Consider the following 19,775-nt stretch of genomic DNA (forward strand, 5'->3'; position numbering starts at 1 on the left):
TCATCGAGGCGCAGCGCTAGAGCTGCGCCTCGATCGCGCGCTTGTCGATGATGGACCACACTTGCCGTATTTTTCCGTCACGAAATTGATAGAACACGTTTTCGCAAAAGGACAGGCGCCTGCCGTTCACATCCAGCCCCAGAAACGTTCCAGCCGGCGTGCAATCGAACTTCAGCCGGGCGGCGATTTGCGGCGGATCGCAGACCAGCAGATCGATGTCGAAATGCAGATCCGGAATTGCGCGAAAATCCTGCTCCAGCATGGCACGATAGCCGGATAGTCCGAACGGTCGCGCATTGTGGGCGACGTTATTGTGGACGAACTGTCCGAGGGCGGGCCAATCCCGCCGGTTCAGGCAGGCGATGTAGTCGCGGTAGATGTCGGCGAGGTCGGACCTGGTCATGGCGTTGCTCCTGCGGCTCCGGCCATAACGCGGCAACAGGGCGATCGGCGCCGGCGCTCACAGACGTTTTTCGAAGAACAGGTCCGGATAGGGGTCGTCATTGAAGCGCGGGATCTCGCTCCAGCCGCTTCGGCGGTAGAGCTGGCCGGCCTCGCGCCAGCGCGCTGTTGGTGTCGAGCCGCAGCAGCCTGATGCCGAGCCCGCGCGCGGCATCCTCAGCCGTGTCCATCAGGCGCCGGCCGAGCCGCAATCCGCGTGCCGCGGGCGCGACCCACAGACGCTTGATCTCGGCATAGCCGTGATCCGTGCCCTTCAAGCCCACACAGCCGATCGGCAGCGTGTCCGACATCGCGACGATGAAGCTGCCGCGCGGGCGACGCATATCCTTGGCGTCAGGATCGCGCGACAGCGAGACGTCAAAACCCTGCTTGAAGCGGCGGCCGAGCTCGGCATAGTATTCGCCGAGGCAATAACGGGACTCTTCGCCGCGCGGATCGATCTCGTCCAGCGTGACGCGCTCGCGCATCAATGTGGAAGCAATCAAATCCATCGCCGCCAGCAGCGCCTCGCGTTGCGAGTGTTGGGCGAGGAAGCTCTCGGCCTGCGTATTCGACAGCGCCTCATAGGCCGCGAACTCGCGCCGGCCCGCACGTGTCAACGTTGCCACGCGGCGGCGCGCATCATCTTCATGCGCAAGGGTCTCGACCAGCCCTTCGTCCTCGAGGCTGCGGAGCAGGCGGCTCATCAGGCCGGAATCGAGGCCGAGATAGTCGCGAATCTCGGCCACGTCCGACCGCCCGTGCCCGATCGCGTTGAGCACGCGCGCCGCCCCCAGTGGCCGCCCGCGTCCCAGGAATGACGTATCGAGTGCGCCGACGGCGGAGGTCACGGCACGGTTGAAGCGGCGGACGCGGGAAACAGGGTCGAGCATGATCTCTGACTTTAGTCAGATATATCGTCGACGTCAATCAGTGCAGGCCGCGCTCACTTCACCAGCGTCAGCAGCGGCTTGTCCTTGGCGACGATATAGGTCGCAAGCTCGCTCGCGGCGTCCTGGCCGACGTTCTTGGCTGCATGGACCGTTCCGGCCGGGATGAACAGCACGTCGCCGGCCTTTAGCGTCACCGGCGGCTTGCCCTCGACCTCGTATTCGATCGCGCCCGCGAGCACGTAGATGATCTCTTCGCCCGGATGGGTGTGCCGGCCGAATGCCACGCCAGGGGCGAGGTCGACGCGCACCTGCACGGCCTCACGTCCGGGCGCGCTGAGATCGTGGCGCTGGAGGTCGGTGCGCGTGACGCCGGTCGGCTGCGCCGCGGCCGCCAGCGTGAGAAGATTTGCGGCGAGCACAACTGCGCTGGCGAGGACACGCACGGCCGGCAAAAGACGATGACCCATGGTGGGCTCCTGATGTTCAAGGGATTGGCTGCAACCGCGGGCCCGACCGATGCTCGGCCGGTCCGCGTCGTGGCGTTTCAGACGAGGGTGGTGGTCACCTCGATGTTGCCGTGCACCGCCTTGGAGTAGGGGCAGATGCCATGCGCAGCCTCGATCAACTCTTGCGCGACCGCGCGATCGACGCCGGAGACGCTGACGTCGAGACGGGCGCGTAGGAAGAACGCGCCACCCGCGTTGTTGAGGTCGATCGCGGTGTCGACCGACGGCTCGCTCGGCAGCTTGACTTTGTGCTGGGCCGCGGCGAGCCCGAGCGCGCCCAGATAGCAGGCTGACCAGGCGGCGGCGAACAGGTTTTCGGCGGCGGGGTGCGGCTGGGCCAGTTTGATGTTGAGGGAACCGTCGCTGGAGCGCGCAGCGCCGTCGGCGCCGGACGTGACGTGGGTCTTGCCGGTGAAGAGGATCTTGGTGGCGGAGGTCATTATCGCATTCTTTCAAATGATTTTATAGCGTATCCAATCTAATCGTGTGCGAGTTGAAATAAACCTGCTGGTTGGTGCAGTCAAGCTCTTCCGATTTAATCGGATGCGATTTATATTGGTAACGAGATCACGAAATGCGGAGGTCCCAATGGCCCGTCACCCCAAAGTCACCAGCAAGCGCCGAAAACTATCCAATTTCCTGTGCTTTGCGGTCTATTCGGCCAATCTGGCCTTCGGTCGCGCCTACAAGCCGCTGCTGGACAAGGTCGGCCTGACCTACACCCAGTACATCGCCATGGTGGCGCTGTCGGAGGGAGACGAGCAGACCGTCGGCGTGCTCGGCGAAAAGCTGTTCCTGGAATCCAACACGCTCACGCCGATCCTGAAGAAGCTCGAGCAGATGGGTTACGTTCGCCGCCACCGCGATCCCGCCGACGAACGGCAGGTGCTGCTGAACCTGACGCCGGCGGGGCGCAAGCTGATCGAGCAGGATCTCGGCGACTCCGTGATCGAGGCGACCGGTCTCGGCGACGAATTCCCGGTGGTTCAGAAGACGGTCAGCACGCTGCGCGACAATCTGCTGCGCAATACCAAGCCCGCAGAGGAGAGGTCCTGAAGCGCGTCGCGCCATCGCCCTGCGCTTCAGTCCAGGCCCAGCGCCTTGCGGGACTTCCGCGTAAGTTTCGCCACGATCAGCATGTGCGCCTGCGCCAGATAGGTTGTGAGCTCGGCGTCTGACAGTGCGCTGTTGCCGACGAGCTGCACCCATTTGGCGCGCGCCAGATACGGCGCCGGCCGCGCGAGGCCGTGCTCGATCAGCATGGCATAGGCCATGTTCGAGACCTTGAACATGTAGCCGCCGGAGCGCGCGGCAAAGCCGCCGCCGAGTGCGAACATCTTGCCGCCGACCTTGAACACGGAGGTGCCTTCCCACTGTACCACCTTGGTGACGGCGGGCAGGTGCAGGCAGCGGGTTTCGAAGGTTTTGGGAGTCATCGCCCAAGCGATAGCACGGCGCACGCGGCTTGCAACGCCGCCTCGTCACGGAGATTAGCCTGATGGCGAGGTGAGGGCGCCGGGCTACAAGACTTTGTGTTGCCCGTCGGCAAAACACGCCATCCGTTGGTCGATGCCGGCCATTAAAAATATTCCACTTTACCGAAATTCGGAAACGACGTATGTGTCGCCTCACTCCGGCCCAAGGAAGAGGGGCGTATCGCGATCGTCACGAACGCGGGCCGGGCGGCGGCGGACGCTGGGCACACCGGCGCGAACGGTCTTCGCAGGGCGGGCAACCGTGAGCGAAGGCGTCGCGCACACGACCGGTGCGCTCTCGCGTACGGCAAAACCGTGTCGTCCTGACGCCCGGGGTCTGTGCGTCAAGTCTTGCGGTGATGTGGCGGCCCGACCGGGTCCGCGCATCTGTGAGGCGACGGGGGCAATAGTGCATCGCTCCCCGGGGAGAGCACGGCATAAGCCGTAAAACCGCTGCGCAGGGAAGGCCGGTTGTTTGGCTTCACCTGTATGCCGCTGTGCAGCTTTTCGTAGCGCAACTTTCGCACAGTGGACCGTGGGTGCCAGCCGGCACCCGGTCTTCCCTGCGCCCTCTTTCATAAGAGGGCAAGGCGATGAAGCAAAGCAAAGCTCGGGCGAACATGCCGCGAGGATGCGAGCCCATGCCAGTCCTTCAACGATGGTCGTGCCCCAGACGCAGCGCAGCGCCTCTTCGCGGTGCGCTGGAGGCGGGGCCTGTGCAACAGCGATGGGCGTAGCTTCCTTGGCTCTGCGAAGCGTCACTGCGTGCCGCACCGCGTCCGGGACACGAGAGGGAGGAGCGTTGTCGCCACACTCCGTCATTGCGAGCGCAGCGAAGCCATCCAGGATCTCTCCGCGGCGACAGTCTGGATTGCTTCGCTGTGCTCGCGATGACAGGGATGATGCAGCTGCGCGCCTCTTTGTGAGTTGTGCCTGCGCTGCGGACCGTTACCATGCCTCCGCTGCCGTGGAACACGGGAGCCGACATTGTGACCGGGAGGCGACATGAGTGGGCAGGAGCGTAAAGCAAAAGGATCGGACCTGTTTGTCGCCGCGCTGGAGAACGAAGGCGTCGACCGCATCTTCGGCGTGCCCGGCGAAGAAAATCTCGATGTGGTCGAATCGCTCCGTACCTCCAGGATCGAGCTGATCCTGACCCGCCATGAACAGGCCGCGGCCTTCATGGCCGCGACGTACGGGCGGCTGACCGGAAAGCCCGGTGTTTGTCTTTCGACGCTCGGTCCGGGCGCGCTCAATCTGTCGACGGGCGCGGCGTATGCGCATCTTGGTGCGATGCCGATGATCTTGATCACAGGCCAGAAGCCGATCATGAGCAGCCGGCAGGCGCGTTTCCAGATCGTCGACGTGGTTGCCTCCATGAAGCCGTTGACGAAGCTGTCGCGGCAGATCATCAGCGCCTCCAGCATCCCGACTGTGGTGCGCGATGCGTTTCGCGTGGCGATGGAGGAGCGGCCGGGGCCGGTGCACCTTGAATTGCCCGAGGACATCGCGGGCGATGAAGTGCCTGATGTCCCGATGATCCCGGTTCATCCGATCGAGATCCCGGTCGCCCATCGCGCCGCGCTCGATCGCGCTGCCGAGATGATTTTGGCTGCGAAGCACCCGCTGGTGATGATGGGCGCTGCGACCAGCCGGCCGCGCGCGACGCACGGCATCGCGACCTTCGTGCGGCGGACCGGCATTCCGTTCTTCACCACGCAAATGGGGAAGGGCACGGTGCCGGGCGGTACCAATCTCTACATGGGCACTGCCGCGCTGTCCGAACGCGACTACGTTCATGACGCGATCGACGCCGCCGATCTGATCGTCGCGATCGGCCACGACCCGATCGAGAAGCCGCCCTTCATCATGGGGCCCTCGGGCCCGAAGGTGATTCACGTCAGCTACACGCCGGCCAGCGTCGAGCAGGTGTATTTTCCGGATGCGGAAGTCGTCGGCGACGTCGGCCCGAGCCTGGAACTGCTCGCCGACCGGCTCGAAGGCAAGCTGCCGCAAGCCGCCGCGCTGCTGCCGCTGCGCGAAACGATTCTCGGCCGGATCGCCGATCGCGCCACTGAAGCGCGCTGGCCGCCGACGCCGCAACGCATCGTGCACGACATCCGGCAGGTCATTCCGGAGAACGGTATCGTCGCGCTCGACAACGGCATGTACAAGATCTGGTTCGCGCGCAACTATCGCACCCGCGTCGCCAACACGCTGCTGCTCGACAACGCGCTGGCGACGATGGGCGCCGGCCTGCCGTCGGCGATGATGGCCGCGATGCTCTATCCTGACCGCCGCGTGCTCGCGGTCGCCGGCGACGGCGGCTTCATGATGAACAGCCAGGAGATGGAGACCGCCGTCCGCCTCAAGCTCAACCTGGTCGTGCTGGTGCTCGAGGACAACGCCTATGGCATGATCCGCTGGAAACAGGCCGTCGACCATTTTGCCGATTTCGGCATGACCTTTGGCAATCCCGATTTCGTCCTGTACGCGCAGGCCTATGGGGCGAAGGGACATAGAATCGAGAGCATCGACAGTTTTGCTCCGACGCTGGATGCCGCCTTCAAGGAAGGCGGCGTGCATCTGGTCGTGATCCCGATCGATTATTCGGAGAATGTGCGGGTTCTGGTCGACGAACTCCGGGCGCGGGAGAAGTAGCGCCGAGGCCATCGAATGGTCTCGGAGGATCATGGCAGCCATTCCTTGATATATATCGTGTTACGATATATTGGCGGGCACAAGAATCCCTCCCAAATCGATCCTTCAAGAGCAATTCATGCGCCAGACCGTGGACATTACCGGCGGCCTCCCGCGTCCTCGCGGCAAGCCCGGAGATTTCACCGCCGACCGCCGCGTGCTGGTCCTGATCGGCATGGCGGTGCTGGTCGGCAGCCTCGGCGCCGGAGCAGCGTGGGTGCTGCTGAAGCTGATTGCGCTGGTGACCAATCTGGTCTGGTTCGGTCATATCAGCACCGAGAATGTCTCGCTCGCGAACGCCCATCCGGGAATCTGGATGGTGCTGGCGCCGGCGCTCGGTGGCCTCGTGATCGGGCTGATGGCGCGGTTCGGCTCGGAGAAGATCCGCGGCCACGGCATCCCCGAAGCGATCGAGGCGATCCTGATCGGCGGCAGCCGGATGCAGCCGAAGGTCGCGATCCTGAAACCGCTGTCCTCGGCGGTGTCGATAGGAAGCGGCGGTCCGTTCGGCGCCGAGGGGCCGATCATCATGACCGGCGGTGCGATCGGCTCGATCTTCGCGCAGTGCTTCCATCTCACCGCAGCCGAGCGCAAGACGCTGCTGGTCGCCGGTGCCGCTGCCGGCATGACGGCGATCTTCGGCACGCCGATCGCGGCGGTCCTGCTCGCAGTCGAACTGCTCCTGTTCGAATGGAAGCCGCGCAGCTTCCTGCCTGTCGTGACGGGGGCGGTGATCTCGGCGGCGTGGCGCCCGTTGCTGTTCGGGACAGGGCCATTGTTTCCGTTCGCGGAGCGGCCGGATCTGCCCTGGTGGGGACTGGCAGCTGCGGTCGGCGTCGGGATCGTGGCCGGCCTGCAATCCGGCCTGATGACGCGGCTGCTCTACGCGATCGAAGACCTGTTCGACCATCTACCGGTGCACTGGATGTGGTGGCCGATGCTCGGCGGCCTCGCCGTTGGCCTCGGCGGACTCATTGATCCGCGCGCGCTCGGCGTCGGTTACGACGTGATCGCCGATCTGTTGTCGGGTCACATGGCGCGCGACGAGGCGATCCGGCTGCTGCTGGTGAAGTCCGCGATCTGGGTGATCGCGCTGAGCTCGGGTACGTCAGGCGGCGTACTGGCGCCGCTGCTCATCCTCGGCGGCACGGCCGGCTGGATCGAGGGACTGGTGCTGCCCGGCGGAACGTCGTTCTGGGCGCTGGTCGGGATGGCCGCGATGATGGGCGGCACGATGCGCTCGCCGCTGACAGGCGTGATGTTCGCGATCGAGCTGACCGGTAACATCGACATGCTGCTGCCGTTGCTGGCGGCAACCGGCGCGGCGCATGCGGTTACCGTGCTGCTGCTGAAGCGCTCGATCCTGACCGAGAAGATTGCGCGCCGCGGTCAGCACATCACGCGCGAATACGCGATCGATCCATTCGAGCTGCTGCGCGCCGCCGATGTCATGGTGACGAATGTCGACACGCTGCCGGTCGACATGCCTGTCGACGCGGCGGTCGCTTTCTTCACCTCCGATCAGCGCCGTCACAAATCCTATCCGGTGGTCGCCGCCGACGGGCGGCTCGCCGGCATGGTCACCCGTGCCGACGTGCTGCGCTGGCGCACCGAGGGCGATCACCAGGCCGCAACGCTCGACGATGTCGTGTCGGATACGTCGGCAGTGGTGGCACATCCCGACGACGTCCTGGGGCGGGTCGCCGATCTCATGGTCGCCTCGGATATCGGCCGCTTGCCGGTGGTCGACCGCGCCAACCATCGTGTGGTGGGTCTGGTGGCGCGCAAGGATCTGCTGCGAATTCGCGCGGTCGTGAATGCGCAGGAGGAGGACCGCAACGCATATTTCCTGCGCGAAAAGGCGCTTGTGCCGGAGGCGCGGATCGCGGAAGCTCAGCCCCTCTGAATTCCAGCACCGAAATTCCAGCACCGACAGGAATGAGCATGACTCGCGTTCGCTGTATCACCGAGATGGGCATGGGCGTGGACGTCCACGGCAAGGACGCCACCAAAGCGGCCAAGCGCGCAGTGTCGGATGCCATCAGGCATTCGAGCCTCGGTTTCTTCCGGATGATCAACAAGACCGCGAACGACATGTTCGTCGACGTCACGATCGCGGTGCCTAATCCGGAAAGCGTGGACAAGGAAGCCGTCGCCAAGGAGCTGCCTTACGGCACGGTGACCGTCAACGCGGTCAAGGGTGGGCTGGAGATTCCCTCGGCCCCGGAACAGGGCAACGACCCCATCCTCATCGCCAATGCCGCCGTCATCGTCAGCTTCGAGAAGGATTGAGACAGTGTCCGACGGTGACGTGACGCTGCTGGATCGCCCGATCTGGAGCGCGCTCACGACCAGCCACAAACATCTGGCCGAAGGGGACCCGCGCGCGCTGCGCTACCCCGTGGACATGACGCCGTTTGCCGACATGGTCGACATGTCCGAGGCGAGCTTTGCCGCGCTCGGCGATCTTCTGTCCGGCTCGCAGGTCGCCGCGCTGTTTACGCCGGATACGGTCGACGTTCCCGCCGGCTTCAAGGTCGTGCTCGCCGGACCCTGCGAGCAGATGATCGGCTCGCCCGCCGACAGCCCGCTTCGCGACGCCGAGATCGTCAGGTTGGGTGCGGCCGACGTTCCCGCCATGATGGCGCTGACCGAGTTGACCAAGCCCGGTCCCTTCGCGCGACGCACGCACGAGCTCGGCACGTTCCTCGGCATCCGCACCGGCGGCGAATTGGTCGCGATGGCCGGCGAGCGCATGAAGCCGGGCAATTTCGTCGAGATGACGGCCGTCTGCGTCCACCCTGATCATCGGGGGCGAGGCTACGCGCAGGCACTGCTCGCGGCGGTCGCGCGCCAGATCGAGGCACGCGGCGAAATTCCGTTCCTGCACGTGTTTTCGAGCAACTCATCAGCCATCGCGCTGTACCTGCGGCAGGGGATGCGGATTCGGCGCCGCCTGCACGTCACTGCGTTCATGAAACAGGACTGAGCTGCGCCGTTCGGACGGGCTTCATATCCGGCGAATTCACGCTATATCGATCCCAACCATCATTGGGGGGAGCACATGGACGCCAGAACACCTGATTTTTCCGCCACACGGACGGCAATGCAGCGTTACGTCGATCAGGAGATCATTCCTGGCGCATCCTGGGCGGTGCTGCGCGGGCGCGAGGTCGTCGATCAGCAATGCGTCGGTTTCGCCGATCGCGAGGCGAGTACCGCGCTGCGGCCCGATCACATTTTTCGGGCGTTTTCCAATACCAAGATCTTCGTCACCTGCGCGGTCATGCTGCTGGTCGAGGAAGGCCGCATCGGGCTTGATGATGTCGTCGAGAAATTCTTGCCGCAACTCGGCAATCGCAAGGTGCTGAAGCCGGGCGCTTCGAGCCTTGCCGACGTCGAGCCAGCCAAGAGCCCGATCACGGTCCGCCAACTTCTCACCCATACGGCCGGCCTCAGCTACGGCATCTTCGATCCCGGCTCGGTGCTGTTCAAAGGCTATAACGAGGCGATCATCCTCAATCCGCTCACGCCGCTGACCGGCATGATCGACCAGCTCGCCGATCTGCCGCTGTCCTATCATCCCGGCTCGTCCTGGGAATATTCGGTTGCGACCGACGTGCTCGGGCGTGTCGTGGAGGTCGTCTCCGGCAAGCCGCTCGACGCCGTCTTCAAGGCGTGCATCTTCGAGCCGCTCGGCATGACCGACACCGGCTTCCACGTGCCGGACGGGCAGCAGGGCAGGCTGGTCGCGCTGTACAATGGTGCCGACGTGCTGGACCCGATGAAGCCCGGCCTCACCCGGGCCGACAATCTGCCTTATCCGCAGGCCTATCGACGGCAGTTCCCGCGGATGTCGGGCGGCGGCGGGCTGGTCTCGACCTTGCCCGACATGCTCGCTTTGGTACGGGCGCTGCTACCCGGCCCGGATGCGCTGCTGAAGCCGGAGACGCTGCGGCAGATGATGACGAACCAGTTGCCCGCCGGCCAGACCATCCGCTTCGCCAATCTCGGCCCGATCCCCGGCAAGGGCTTTGGCCTCGGTGGCGCCGTCACTTTCGCGCCGACGCCGTTCGATCCCCCGAATTCCACCGGCGAATTCCAGTGGGGCGGCCTTGCCGGCACCCATTGGTGGATCTGCCCGCAGGCCAATACCGCCGGCGTACTGATGACGCAGCGCTACATGGGTTTCTGGAATCCATTCTTCTTCGAATTCAAGCGTCTGGCCTATCAGTCCGTCGGACGCTGAGCGCGAAAAAAATTGCACGGTGCCGCGAATCCTTTTGGGTCGTCGCGCCCTCTCTTGATGGTCGGGGCATTTTGCTTCGGCTCATCTCGGAGGATGTGATGGCATTTTGCAGGAAGAACATCGGCGGCCTTCATCAGGCGGTGCGGATTGCCTTAGGCGTCGCGGTGGCGGTCGCCGCATTCGCGTATTTCAGCGGCGCTGCGGCGTGGCTGGTTGCGCTCGGCGGCGCCGGCTTCGCGCTGACCGGCCTGGTCGGCTATTGTCCGATGTGCGCGATGGCCGGCATCGGAAGGGGAGGGGTGTCGTGAGAGCCGCCGTGATCTCGCCAAACCTGTTCGAGGCCGCGCGCCTCGGCGATCCCCAGGCGATCGCGTCTCTGCTTGAGACGGCGCAGCCGAACATCCGTCGCTATGCCCGCGCCACCTGCCGCAACTCGGCGGATGCCGAGGATGCGACGCAGGAGGCGCTGTGGATCCTGTTTCGCCATGTCGGCACGATCCGTTCGTGGCTCGCGTTTTCGGCCTGGCTGTTCAGCGTGGTCCGCCGCGAATGCCTGCGGCTCGCCCGCAAGGCGGGGCTCGCGCCGGCGATTGACGACGGAGAGGCGGAGGCGCTGCTGCTGTCGCGCCCAGAAGCCGATTTGCGGCTCGACGTCGCGGCAGCCTTCGAGGCGCTGCCGCCGCACTACCGCGATGTCGCGCTGATGCGCGACGTCAAGGAAATGACCATCGACGAAATCGCCGTCGCACTCGATACGACAAGGCAAACCGTGAAGGCACGCCTGCATCGCGCCCGCGCCCTGATGCGCGAATATCTGACGAGGTGAGCCATGACCTGTTATCAAAGCCCTGACGATCTGAAATCGATCCCGGACTTCGTGGCGCTCGCGCCGGTCGAGGCCAGCGCGTTCCTTGCGTTCAACCACGCGGTCGAGCGCAAGGACGGATTGATCCCGCCAAAATATCGCGAGCTGATCTCCCTCGCGGTCGCACTCACCACGCAATGCGCCTATTGCCTCGACGTGCACACGGCGCAGGCGGCGAAGGCCGGTGCAACGCGCGAGGAAGTCGCGGAGGCCGCATTGATTGCGGCGGCTGTTCGCGCCGGCGGCACGCTCGGCCATGCACTGTTGGCGCAGCGCCTGTTCGAGCGACATCGGAGCGAGGGCACGGGATGAACGAGCGCGGGTCGGCGGCTGGATCGTACGCGTGAACAACTATCTCGGCCTCGACGGATTTCGCTTCGGCTGGGTCGCTGCCTGGATCGACGCGAGCGGCGATCATGGCTTCGATTATTCACCCGGCCTGACGCGCTTGCTCGCGATGCCGCACGCGCGTGCGATGATCGATATGCCGATCGGATTGAAGCCGAGCGGCTATCGCATCTGCGATTTGCGCGCACGCGAGCTGGTCGGTCCCGCCGTGTTTCTCGGCGCGCGCCGAGACCTCTGGACATTCGCCGACATGGCGGCAGCCAATCGCCACTATTGGGAGCGCGAAGGCAAGGGCAGGGGCGTATCGGCACAGCTCTGGAATATCAGAGACAAGATCAGGGACGTCGACGAGATCATGACGCCGGCGCGGCAGGCGACAATCGGCGAAGCGCATCCGGAATTGATCTTCTGGAATCTCGCAGGGTGTGTCCGGCTTGCGAAGAAGACATCCGCGGAAGGCCGTGAGCAGCGCATCGCGCTCCTCGCGCAACGCGGCTTCACGCGCCTGCCGAAATGGTTGACCCAACGTCACGGCACCGGCATCGGCCGCGACGATCTTATCGACGCCTGTGCTTGCACCGTCGCGGCACGCGACAGCACGCAACGTGTCGGCGGGGAGGAGGACCCGCACGGGCTGCGGATGGAGATCAACTATTGAGGTGGGCAGCCGGCTCATGAACCGGGAAAAAGCGGCAATTTATTTGAAGCCTGCAGGAACTGTCGATGGTCCGCCCGCGTTCCCTGTGCGAACCGGTGTGAGAGAAGCTCGTGCGATGAATGATACCAGTCAGTTCGCGACCGCGATGCTCGCGCTTGTTTTCACCGGAGCGCTGCTCGTTACCGGGCAGCGCTTCATCGAGCAGCGCGTACAGCGCGATATGACTTACGCCACCAGCCATTTGCTACGGCCATTGTGACCTGATCCCGGTGCGGGAAATCGATCTGAGCACTCGACCTTGCGTCGTTCGTCCGCTCGCCTAGATTAGGCGGCGTCTCATGAACGAAGCCGGGGTCCCGATGTCCGATCTGTCCGCCTTTCCCATCACCAAGCGCTGGCCAGCCAAGCACCCGGAGTTGCTCCAGCTTTATTCGCTGCCGACGCCGAACGGCGTCAAGGTCTCGATCATGCTGGAAGAGATCGGGCTTCCTTACGAAGTCCACCTCGTCGATTTCGGCAAAGACGATCAGAAGACGGCGGAATTCCTCTCGCTTAATCCGAACGGCAAGATCCCGGCGATCCTCGATCCGAACGGTCCCGGCGGTAGGCCGCTGCCGCTGTTCGAGTCCGGGGCGATCCTGCAGTACCTCGCGGAGAAGACCGGCAAGCTGCTGCCGCAGGATGCGGCGCGCCGTTACCAGACGCTCGCGTGGCTGCATTTCCAGATGGGCGGCATCGGGCCGATGTTCGGCCAGGTCGGCTTTTTCCACAAATTCGCCGGCAAGGATTTCGAGGACAAGCGGCCGCTCGAGCGCTACGTGGGCGAGGCCAAGCGCCTGCTCGGCGTGATGGAGACGCATCTTACCGGCCGGCAATGGTTCATGGATGACGACTACACCATCGCCGACATCTCCATGCTCGGCTGGGTGCGCAACCTCGTCGGGTTCTACGGCGCCGGCGATCTCGTCGAATTCAGCCAGTTCAAGTCGGTGGGCGCCTGGCTCGAACGCGGCCTCGCGCGTCCGGCCGTCCAGAGCGGGCTGAATATTCCGAAGCGGCCTGGAGGCTAGAACAGCCGTCCGCCGTTCGGTACGGGCTTGCTCGGCTGCACCAGCACGACCTTGCCCTCGGCATCGGGGAAACCGAGCGTCAGTACCTCCGAGACAACAGGGCCGATCTGGCGCGGCGGGAAATTGACGACGGCCGCGACCTGTTGGCCGATCAGCGTCTCAAGCGGATGGTTTTCGGTGATCTGCGCCGAGCTCTTGCGCACGCCAATCGCGGGACCGAAGTCGATCCACAGACGCCAGGCCGGCTTGCGCGCCTCCGGGAACGGCTTTGCATCGACGATGGTGCCGACGCGAATATCGACCGCGAGGAAGCTGTTGAAGTCGATGGTCGGCGACGCGGTCGCGGCTGGATCGTGGGTGACGTGCATGGAGTGTCCGTTCGGAGAGCTGGCGTCGTTCGCAATATTGTCGCGCGAACCGGAGTTGCGTACAACGCTTGGGGATCACGATACGACGCATGCGCGAGGAACGTCTTGCCCAACATCATCTACGGCATCAAGAACTGCGACACCATGAAGAAGGCGCGCGCCTGGCTCGACACCCATGGCGTGACTTACACGTTTCACGACTACAAGACGGAGGGGGTGGAGAATGACAAGCTCAAGCAGTGGAGCGACAAGGTCGGCTGGGAGACGCTGCTCAATCGCGCCGGGACGACCTTCAGGAAGCTTCCCGATGCCGACAAGGAAGGCTTGAGCGAGAAGAAGGCGCTGGCGTTGATGCTAGCGCAACCATCGATGATCAAGCGGCCGGTGCTGGAAATTGGCGGCAAGGTGCTGGTCGGCTTCAAGCCGGAGATCTACGCCAAGGATTTCGGCGCCAAATCGCGCTGACGGCTAGTTCAGCTCGATGATCGCGGTGGTGGCACCGGAGCCCGACTGGTCCGCGAACTCGACCAGTTCGGCGGGCGCGATGCGGCCGGGAGCGCGATGGAACAGGTCGCGGTCGATCACCGCGCGCGATCTCGGGCGCGGCAGCGCGTCATTTCCGCGCATCAGGTTCTTGATCTCGAAGCCGCCATCCTCGCAGAAGGTCTTGAGCGATGCGATGATGTGACAGATATTGCCGTCGACCTGGAACGGCAGCAGCAAGCGCTCATAGGCGACGATCCGCCCGTAAATGTCGTCGACGTCGGCAACGCTGTAGACGGGCAGGCCGCGCGCCACGCATTCATAATAGACCGGCATCACAAAGGGCACGAGTCGCGGCCCGATATAGTCGTCGAGCAGAACGCCCTTGCCCGTGTGTCCATAGGCGCGCGAGATGCGCGTACCTTCGCTCTGGATGGTCAGGCGCGGCTTCGGCGCCGAAATGTCGACCGTATAATAGATGAGATCGGAGAGCTCTTCTTCGAGCCGCTCGGGCTGGTACTCCCAGATCGCCGGGGCCATCTGCTCGCGCGCATAAAGCCGCAGCCACGTGTTCAGGAGATCACGCTGCCTGATCGACTTCACCACAGAAGGAGCGGCGCTTGCAAAATCCACGATAATATTCCCGACGTATAAAACCCGCGCATGATCCTGGTTGCGGGAAAATTTTCTATGAAGGCTGGCGCATGGACCGAAAGACCGTTAACGACGGCTTGATGACCGGCGCCTTGCGACCGGGAGGCTGGGCAGGCGACATCAAAACACGTCCGACTAAGGGAGCATAAGTCTCCCGGCCGGAGGCCTGACCTGCTCAGCTTTCCGCCTTGCCTAACCCCCGTCACCTCCGGCATATTCCGCGCCCGGAGGCGGCGTTCCGGAGAGGCTCCAAGGCCTCCGGAAAAAGGCCTCCGGAAACCGAAGCAACAAGGATAGCCACGCGTGTTGCGCGGGCAGGGGGAAAACTGTTTGGCCGATGAGTTCATTCTCGAAACGGAAGGCTTGACCAAGGAGTTCGCGGGCTTCTTCGCCGTCCGCGACGTTGCGCTCAAGGTTCGCCGTGGGAGCATTCACGCGTTGATCGGCCCCAACGGCGCCGGCAAGACGACGTGCTTCAATCTTTTGACCAAGTTCCTCAAGCCGTCTGCCGGAAAAATCCTGTACAAGGGGCAGGACATCACCACGATGGCGCCCGCCGACGTGGCTCGCCTGGGGCTGGTTCGTTCGTTCCAGATCTCGGCGGTATTTCCGCATCTCACCGCGCTGGAAAATGTCCGCGTCGCGCTTCAGCGCCAGCACGGCAGCTCCTTCGATTTCTGGCGCTCCAAGTCCGTGCTCAACCAATTCAACGATCGCGCGCGCGAATTGTTGAACGATGTCGGCCTCAGCGAGTTCGCCAATACGCCCGCGGTCGAGATGCCCTACGGGCGCAAGCGCGCACTGGAGATCGCAACCACGCTTGCACTCGACCCCGAGATGATGCTGCTGGACGAGCCGATGGCCGGCATGGGCCACGAGGACATCGACAAGATCGCCGCGCTGATCAAGCGCATCTCCGCGAAGTATACCATCCTGATGGTCGAGCATAATCTGAGCGTCGTGGCCAACCTCTCCGACATCATCACCGTGCTGACGCGCGGGCAGGTGCTCGCGCAAGGCCATTACAGCGAACTCACCAAGGACGAACGCGTCAAGGAAGCCTATCTGGGAGCCGGTCATGGTTGAGACTGCAACCGCGCAAGCTCCCGCAAAGACCGCAAGCGGCGGCAACATCCTTCAGGTCCGCAACCTGGAAGCCTGGTACGGCGAGTCCCACATCCTGCACGGGATCAATTTCGACGTGAATGCAGGCGAGGTCGTCACGCTGCTCGGGCGCAACGGCGCCGGCAAGACCACCACGCTGAAGTCGATCATGGGCATCATCGGCAAGCGTACCGGCTCGGTGAAGTTCAACAACCAGGACATCATCCGCACGACCTCGGACAAGATCGCGCGCATGGGCATCGCGTTCTGTCCAGAAGAGCGGGGGATATTCTCCAGCCTCGACGTGCGGGAGAACCTGATGCTGCCGCCGGTGGTGCGCCCAGGGGGATTGCCGCTCGAGCAGATCTTCGATCTGTTTCCGAACCTGAAGGAACGGCTCAACAGCCAGGGAACCAAACTCTCCGGCGGCGAGCAGCAGATGCTCGCGATCGCGCGCATTCTGCGCACCGGCGCGAACTTCCTGATGCTGGACGAGCCGACCGAGGGTCTCGCGCCCGTCATCATCCAGCAGATCGGCCACACCATTGCGCGGCTCAAGAAGGAGGGTTTTACGATCCTCCTGGTCGAGCAGAACTTCCGCTTCGCATCCACCGTCGCCGACCGCTATTACGTGGTCGAGCACGGCAAGATCATTGACGGATTTTCCAATGCGGAGCTTGCCGCCAACATGGACAAGCTCCACACCTATCTCGGCGTTTAAAGCATGATCCGGAAAAGTGTGTAGCGGTTTTCCGAAAGATCATGCTCAACAAAAGAACTGCGAACGAGAAAATTCAAAAGGAAAGTTGCATGAAGACCATGTCGATTGCGTCATTGCTGCTGACCACCGCGCTCACCTTCGCCGTAACGGGCGTCGCGTCCGCGCAGGACAAGACCGTCAAGATCGGCGCGCTGTCCGATCAGTCCGGGCTCTACGCCGACCTCGGCGGACCGGGCTCGACGCTCGCCGCGCAGATGGCCATTGAAGATTCCGGCCTGGCTGCGAAGGGCTGGAAGATCGACCTCATCTCGGGCGATCACCAGAACAAGCCCGACATCGGCACCGCGATCGCGCGGCAATGGTTCGACGTCGACAAGGTCGACATCATCGTCGACGTGCCGAATTCCGGCGTGGCGCTGGCCGTCAACAACGTCGTCAAGGAGAAGAACGGCGTCTACATCAACTCGGGTGCGGCGACCTCCGACCTCACCAACGCGCAGTGCTCGCCCAATACCGTGCACTGGACCTACGACACTTACATGCTGGCGCATACCACCGGCCAGGCGCTGGTGAAGGCCGGTGGCGACACCTGGTTCTTCCTGACCGCGGACTACGCCTTCGGCGCGGCGCTGGAGCGCGACACCACTGCGGTCATCACCGCCAATGGCGGCAAGGTGGTCGGCAGCGTCAAGCATCCGCTGAACACGCCGGACTTCTCGTCCTTCCTGCTCCAGGCGCAGGCCTCCAAGGCCAAGATCATCGGCCTTGCCAATGCCGGCGGCGACACCACCAACACGATCAAGCAGGCGGCCGAGTTCGGCATCGTCAAGGGCGGTCAGAAGCTCGCGGCGCTGCTGCTGTTCCTCACCGACGTCAAGGCGATCGGGCTCGAGACCGCGCAGGGCCTCAACTTCACCGAGACCTTCTACTGGGACATGAACGACCAGACCCGGGCGTTCTCCAAGCGCTTCGCCGAGAAGATGAAGAGCAACGCGCCGCCGACCATGGTGCAGGCTGGCGTCTATGCGGGCGTGCGTCACTATTTCAAGGCACTGGAAGCGCTCGGCGGCAACCCGCATGACGGCGCCAAGGTCGTCGAGAAGATGAAGTCGATGCCGACGGAAGACGATCTGTTCGGCAAGGGCGAGATCCAGCCCAACGGGCGCACCATCCACAATGCCTATCTGTTCGAGGTGAAGAAGCCCTCCGAGTCCAAGGGACCATGGGACTTCTACAAGCTGGTCGGCACGGTGCCGGGCGACCAGGCCTTCACGCCGCTGTCCGAGAGCAAGTGCGCGCTCTTGAAGAAGTAAGATAACCGCCCGCAGGCCATCAGGCCTGCGGGCGACTTTCAGGGAACGCCGAAGGGACCGGGTGCGGGATCGATGCAGGCTCTTTACGCTCAGCTACTGGTGGGACTGATCAACGGCTCGTTCTACGCGCTGCTCAGTCTCGGGCTTGCCGTGATCTTCGGCATGCTCAACATCATCAATTTCGCCCATGGTGCGGTCTACATGATGGGCGCGTTCGCTGCCTATTTCCTGCTGAACCTCGGCGGCATCAACTACTGGTGGGCGTTGCTGCTTGCGCCGATCATCGTCGGCATCTTCGGCATGATCCTGGAGCGGACCATGCTGCAATGGCTGACCGGGCTGGATCATCTCTACGGTCTGCTTCTGACCTTCGGCATTGCGCTGATTGTGCAGGGCGTGTTCCAGAACTACTTCGGCTCCTCCGGCCTGCCTTACGCCATTCCGGACCAGCTCAAGGGCGGCATGAATCTCGGATTCATGTTCCTGCCCGTCTATCGCGGCTGGGTCGTCATCTTCTCGCTGGTGGTCTGCATCGCGACCTGGTTCCTGATCGAGAAGACACGGCTCGGCGCTTATTTGCGTGCAGCCACCGAAAACCCGACGCTGGTGCGCGCCTTCGGCGTCAACGTGCCGCGCATGATCACGCTGACCTACGGCCTCGGTGTCGGCCTTGCCGCGCTCGCCGGCGTGCTGTCGGCGCCGATCAACCAGGTGCGGCCGCTGATGGGAGCCGACCTCATCATCGTCGTGTTCGCGGTGGTCGTGATCGGCGGCATGGGATCGATCATGGGCTCCATCATCACCGGCTTCGCGCTCGGTGTGATCGAGGGCATGACCAAGTATTTCTACCCCGAGGCCTCCAACACCGTCGTGTTCGTGCTGATGGTGCTGGTGCTCTTGGTGAAGCCAACGGGATTGACGGGAAGGGCGGCCTGATATGACAGCCTTGACGGACGACACACTGCCGGCGCCCCCGCGCGCGATCCGCGACGAGATGATCGTGTTCGTGGTGATGGCGCTGCTGCTGGCTGCGGTGCCATTCAGCGGCATCTATCCGTTCTTCGTGATGCAGGCGCTGTGCTTCGCGCTGCTGGCCTGTGCATTCAATCTCCTGATCGGCTATGGCGGCCTGCTCTCGTTCGGCCACGCGATGTTCATGGGCACCGCCGGCTATTGCAGCGCGCACGCGCTGAAAGTGTGGGCGTTGCCGCCGGAACTCGGCATCCTCGTCGGCATTGCCGCGGCGTTCGGGCTCTCGCTCATCACCGGCTTCATCTCGATCCGCCGCCAGGGCATCTATTTCTCGATGATCACGCTGGCGCTGTCGCAGCTGCTGTACTTCATCTACCTCCAGGCGCCGTTCACCCATGGTGAGGACGGCATCCAGGGCATCCCGCAGGGCCGCATGTTCGGCGTGTTCGATCTGACCAAGCCGACCGTGCTCTACTACGTGGTGCTGGTCGGCTTCCTCGCCGGCTTCCTGCTGATCTACCGCATCATCAATTCGCCTTTCGGCGAAGTCCTGAAGGCGATCCGTGAGAACGAGCCGCGCGCGATCTCGCTCGGTTACCGGACCGATCAGTACAAGTTCCTGGCTTTCGTCCTGTCGGGCACGCTCGCCGGCTTTGCGGGATCGCTGAAGGTGTTCGTGGCGCAGAACGCTTCGCTCACCGACGTGCACTGGTCGATGTCCGGCGAGGTGGTGCTGATGACGCTGGTCGGCGGGCTCGGGACCATCTTCGGGCCCGTGGTCGGTGCCTTCGCGATCATCGCCATGCAGCAATATCTGGCGAGCTTCGGCCAGTGGGTGACGGTGATCCAGGGCTCGATCTTCGTGATCTGTGTGCTCACCTTCCGCCGTGGCGTCATCGGCGAAATCGCGCATTACCTCCGGCGTTCGCTGTAAGCCATTGATGTAGCAGAAAAA

Annotated in this window: 24 protein-coding genes and 1 pseudogene; 18 read left to right on the forward strand and 7 right to left on the reverse strand. The window is 63.6% G+C overall.

What is annotated here, in order from left to right; all coding sequences use genetic code 11:
- Positions 1-16: 16 nt before the first annotated feature.
- From ACVWW3_RS08450 to ACVWW3_RS08465, 4 genes and pseudogenes are all read right to left on the reverse strand, one after another.
- Positions 17-403, reverse strand: a complete 387-nt coding sequence (locus ACVWW3_RS08450; protein WP_456650340.1) for an ester cyclase — start codon at positions 401-403, stop codon at positions 17-19.
- 57 nt (positions 404-460) lie between these two features.
- Positions 461-1,334: pseudogene (locus ACVWW3_RS08455) on the reverse strand (bifunctional helix-turn-helix transcriptional regulator/GNAT family N-acetyltransferase).
- Between the two features lie 53 nt (positions 1,335-1,387).
- Positions 1,388-1,801, reverse strand: coding sequence for a cupin domain-containing protein (locus ACVWW3_RS08460; RefSeq protein WP_456650338.1), 414 nt, complete (start codon positions 1,799-1,801; stop codon positions 1,388-1,390).
- Positions 1,802-1,878: 77 nt separating this feature from the next.
- Entirely contained in the window at positions 1,879-2,280 is a 402-nt protein-coding gene (locus ACVWW3_RS08465; RefSeq protein ID WP_456650337.1) for an Ohr family peroxiredoxin, read from the reverse strand.
- 148 nt (positions 2,281-2,428) lie between these two features.
- Between ACVWW3_RS08465 and ACVWW3_RS08470 the strand changes: the two genes are divergently transcribed.
- Positions 2,429-2,896 carry a MarR family winged helix-turn-helix transcriptional regulator gene (locus ACVWW3_RS08470; protein ID WP_456650336.1) on the forward strand — a complete coding sequence of 156 codons (468 nt, stop codon included), beginning with the start codon at positions 2,429-2,431 and terminating at the stop codon, positions 2,894-2,896.
- A gap of 26 nt (positions 2,897-2,922) precedes the next feature.
- Here the strand turns inward: ACVWW3_RS08470 and ACVWW3_RS08475 are convergent, their stop codons facing one another.
- A complete protein-coding gene (locus ACVWW3_RS08475; RefSeq protein WP_354046851.1) occupies positions 2,923-3,276 on the reverse strand; it encodes an MmcQ/YjbR family DNA-binding protein in 354 nt (117 codons plus the stop codon).
- Between the two features lie 1,044 nt (positions 3,277-4,320).
- Here ACVWW3_RS08475 and ACVWW3_RS08480 point away from each other — a divergent pair.
- The 11 genes from ACVWW3_RS08480 (at position 4,321) to ACVWW3_RS08530 (ending at position 13,205) form a co-directional block, all read left to right on the forward strand.
- On the forward strand, positions 4,321-5,976 hold the full coding sequence (locus ACVWW3_RS08480; protein WP_247346137.1) for an acetolactate synthase large subunit: 1,656 nt from the start codon (positions 4,321-4,323) through the stop codon (positions 5,974-5,976).
- Positions 5,977-6,094: 118 nt separating this feature from the next.
- A complete protein-coding gene (locus tag ACVWW3_RS08485; protein WP_456662753.1) occupies positions 6,095-7,921 on the forward strand; it encodes a chloride channel protein in 1,827 nt (608 codons plus the stop codon).
- A 38-nt stretch (positions 7,922-7,959) separates the two neighbouring features.
- Positions 7,960-8,307 (forward strand): Lin0512 family protein, encoded by a 348-nt coding sequence (locus ACVWW3_RS08490; RefSeq protein WP_247346143.1) that lies wholly within the window; start codon positions 7,960-7,962, stop codon positions 8,305-8,307.
- A gap of 4 nt (positions 8,308-8,311) precedes the next feature.
- Positions 8,312-9,004 (forward strand): GNAT family N-acetyltransferase, encoded by a 693-nt coding sequence (locus ACVWW3_RS08495; RefSeq protein WP_456650335.1) that lies wholly within the window; start codon positions 8,312-8,314, stop codon positions 9,002-9,004.
- A gap of 75 nt (positions 9,005-9,079) precedes the next feature.
- On the forward strand, positions 9,080-10,264 hold the full coding sequence (locus ACVWW3_RS08500; RefSeq protein WP_456650334.1) for a serine hydrolase domain-containing protein: 1,185 nt from the start codon (positions 9,080-9,082) through the stop codon (positions 10,262-10,264).
- Between the two features lie 98 nt (positions 10,265-10,362).
- Positions 10,363-10,572, forward strand: coding sequence for a YgaP family membrane protein (locus tag ACVWW3_RS08505; protein ID WP_456650333.1), 210 nt, complete (start codon positions 10,363-10,365; stop codon positions 10,570-10,572).
- Positions 10,569-11,090 carry an RNA polymerase sigma factor gene (locus ACVWW3_RS08510; protein WP_456650332.1) on the forward strand — a complete coding sequence of 174 codons (522 nt, stop codon included), beginning with the start codon at positions 10,569-10,571 and terminating at the stop codon, positions 11,088-11,090. The genes ACVWW3_RS08505 and ACVWW3_RS08510 overlap by 4 nt, the downstream gene beginning before the upstream one ends.
- Positions 11,091-11,093: 3 nt before the next feature.
- Positions 11,094-11,441, forward strand: a complete 348-nt coding sequence (locus tag ACVWW3_RS08515) for a carboxymuconolactone decarboxylase family protein (RefSeq protein WP_354103661.1) — start codon at positions 11,094-11,096, stop codon at positions 11,439-11,441.
- A 31-nt stretch (positions 11,442-11,472) separates the two neighbouring features.
- A complete protein-coding gene (locus ACVWW3_RS08520) occupies positions 11,473-12,135 on the forward strand; it encodes a DUF429 domain-containing protein (RefSeq protein ID WP_456650331.1) in 663 nt (220 codons plus the stop codon).
- Between the two features lie 16 nt (positions 12,136-12,151).
- Positions 12,152-12,394 (forward strand): hypothetical protein, encoded by a 243-nt coding sequence (locus tag ACVWW3_RS08525; protein WP_456650330.1) that lies wholly within the window; start codon positions 12,152-12,154, stop codon positions 12,392-12,394.
- 100 nt (positions 12,395-12,494) lie between these two features.
- Positions 12,495-13,205 (forward strand): glutathione S-transferase family protein, encoded by a 711-nt coding sequence (locus ACVWW3_RS08530; protein ID WP_456652046.1) that lies wholly within the window; start codon positions 12,495-12,497, stop codon positions 13,203-13,205.
- Here the strand turns inward: ACVWW3_RS08530 and ACVWW3_RS08535 are convergent.
- Complete coding sequence (locus ACVWW3_RS08535) at positions 13,202-13,573, reverse strand: tRNA-binding protein (RefSeq protein WP_456650329.1); 372 nt, start codon at positions 13,571-13,573, stop codon at positions 13,202-13,204. The genes ACVWW3_RS08530 and ACVWW3_RS08535 overlap by 4 nt on opposite strands.
- A gap of 105 nt (positions 13,574-13,678) precedes the next feature.
- Between ACVWW3_RS08535 and ACVWW3_RS08540 the strand changes: the two genes are divergently transcribed.
- Positions 13,679-14,038 (forward strand): ArsC family reductase, encoded by a 360-nt coding sequence (locus tag ACVWW3_RS08540; RefSeq protein ID WP_456650328.1) that lies wholly within the window; start codon positions 13,679-13,681, stop codon positions 14,036-14,038.
- A 3-nt stretch (positions 14,039-14,041) separates the two neighbouring features.
- Here ACVWW3_RS08540 and ACVWW3_RS08545 read toward each other — a convergent pair whose 3' ends face one another.
- A complete protein-coding gene (locus ACVWW3_RS08545) occupies positions 14,042-14,689 on the reverse strand; it encodes a hypothetical protein (protein WP_456650327.1) in 648 nt (215 codons plus the stop codon).
- 351 nt (positions 14,690-15,040) lie between these two features.
- Between ACVWW3_RS08545 and ACVWW3_RS08550 the strand changes: the two genes are divergently transcribed.
- The 5 genes from ACVWW3_RS08550 (at position 15,041) to ACVWW3_RS08570 (ending at position 19,754) form a co-directional block, all read left to right on the forward strand.
- Positions 15,041-15,796: an ABC transporter ATP-binding protein gene (locus ACVWW3_RS08550; protein WP_247346176.1), complete on the forward strand. Its 756-nt coding sequence runs from the start codon at positions 15,041-15,043 to the stop codon at positions 15,794-15,796.
- Complete coding sequence (locus ACVWW3_RS08555; RefSeq protein ID WP_247346178.1) at positions 15,789-16,535, forward strand: ABC transporter ATP-binding protein; 747 nt, start codon at positions 15,789-15,791, stop codon at positions 16,533-16,535. Before ACVWW3_RS08550 ends, ACVWW3_RS08555 begins: the two co-directional genes overlap by 8 nt.
- 89 nt (positions 16,536-16,624) lie before the next feature.
- Positions 16,625-17,848, forward strand: a complete 1,224-nt coding sequence (locus ACVWW3_RS08560) for an ABC transporter substrate-binding protein (RefSeq protein ID WP_456650326.1) — start codon at positions 16,625-16,627, stop codon at positions 17,846-17,848.
- Positions 17,849-17,920: 72 nt separating this feature from the next.
- Positions 17,921-18,784: a branched-chain amino acid ABC transporter permease gene (locus ACVWW3_RS08565; RefSeq protein WP_247346185.1), complete on the forward strand. Its 864-nt coding sequence runs from the start codon at positions 17,921-17,923 to the stop codon at positions 18,782-18,784.
- Between the two features lies 1 nt (position 18,785).
- Positions 18,786-19,754 (forward strand): branched-chain amino acid ABC transporter permease, encoded by a 969-nt coding sequence (locus ACVWW3_RS08570; RefSeq protein WP_247446872.1) that lies wholly within the window; start codon positions 18,786-18,788, stop codon positions 19,752-19,754.
- Positions 19,755-19,775 lie beyond the last annotated feature (21 nt).

The sequence above is a fragment of the Bradyrhizobium sp. LM2.9 genome, from assembly GCF_054056555.1.

Excerpts from the sequence above, each read along its gene's own strand:
- ACVWW3_RS08480 (WP_247346137.1), top strand. The coding sequence starts at position 4,321 with ATGAGTGGGCAGGAGCGTAAAGCAAAAGGATCGGACCTGTTTGTCGCC.
- ACVWW3_RS08565 (WP_247346185.1), top strand. The coding sequence starts at position 17,921 with ATGCAGGCTCTTTACGCTCAGCTACTGGTGGGACTGATCAACGGCTCG.
- ACVWW3_RS08475 (WP_354046851.1), bottom strand. The coding sequence starts at position 3,276 with ATGACTCCCAAAACCTTCGAAACCCGCTGCCTGCACCTGCCCGCCGTC.
- ACVWW3_RS08515 (WP_354103661.1), top strand. The coding sequence starts at position 11,094 with ATGACCTGTTATCAAAGCCCTGACGATCTGAAATCGATCCCGGACTTC.
- ACVWW3_RS08555 (WP_247346178.1), top strand. The coding sequence starts at position 15,789 with ATGGTTGAGACTGCAACCGCGCAAGCTCCCGCAAAGACCGCAAGCGGC.
- ACVWW3_RS08560 (WP_456650326.1), top strand. The coding sequence starts at position 16,625 with ATGAAGACCATGTCGATTGCGTCATTGCTGCTGACCACCGCGCTCACC.
- ACVWW3_RS08470 (WP_456650336.1), top strand. The coding sequence starts at position 2,429 with ATGGCCCGTCACCCCAAAGTCACCAGCAAGCGCCGAAAACTATCCAAT.
- ACVWW3_RS08450 (WP_456650340.1), bottom strand. The coding sequence starts at position 403 with ATGACCAGGTCCGACCTCGCCGACATCTACCGCGACTACATCGCCTGC.
- ACVWW3_RS08485 (WP_456662753.1), top strand. The coding sequence starts at position 6,095 with ATGCGCCAGACCGTGGACATTACCGGCGGCCTCCCGCGTCCTCGCGGC.
- ACVWW3_RS08530 (WP_456652046.1), top strand. The coding sequence starts at position 12,495 with ATGTCCGATCTGTCCGCCTTTCCCATCACCAAGCGCTGGCCAGCCAAG.
- ACVWW3_RS08465 (WP_456650337.1), bottom strand. The coding sequence starts at position 2,280 with ATGACCTCCGCCACCAAGATCCTCTTCACCGGCAAGACCCACGTCACG.
- ACVWW3_RS08505 (WP_456650333.1), top strand. The coding sequence starts at position 10,363 with ATGGCATTTTGCAGGAAGAACATCGGCGGCCTTCATCAGGCGGTGCGG.
- ACVWW3_RS08460 (WP_456650338.1), bottom strand. The coding sequence starts at position 1,801 with ATGGGTCATCGTCTTTTGCCGGCCGTGCGTGTCCTCGCCAGCGCAGTT.
- ACVWW3_RS08570 (WP_247446872.1), top strand. The coding sequence starts at position 18,786 with ATGACAGCCTTGACGGACGACACACTGCCGGCGCCCCCGCGCGCGATC.
- ACVWW3_RS08500 (WP_456650334.1), top strand. The coding sequence starts at position 9,080 with ATGGACGCCAGAACACCTGATTTTTCCGCCACACGGACGGCAATGCAG.
- ACVWW3_RS08490 (WP_247346143.1), top strand. The coding sequence starts at position 7,960 with ATGACTCGCGTTCGCTGTATCACCGAGATGGGCATGGGCGTGGACGTC.
- ACVWW3_RS08525 (WP_456650330.1), top strand. The coding sequence starts at position 12,152 with ATGAACCGGGAAAAAGCGGCAATTTATTTGAAGCCTGCAGGAACTGTC.
- ACVWW3_RS08535 (WP_456650329.1), bottom strand. The coding sequence starts at position 13,573 with ATGCACGTCACCCACGATCCAGCCGCGACCGCGTCGCCGACCATCGAC.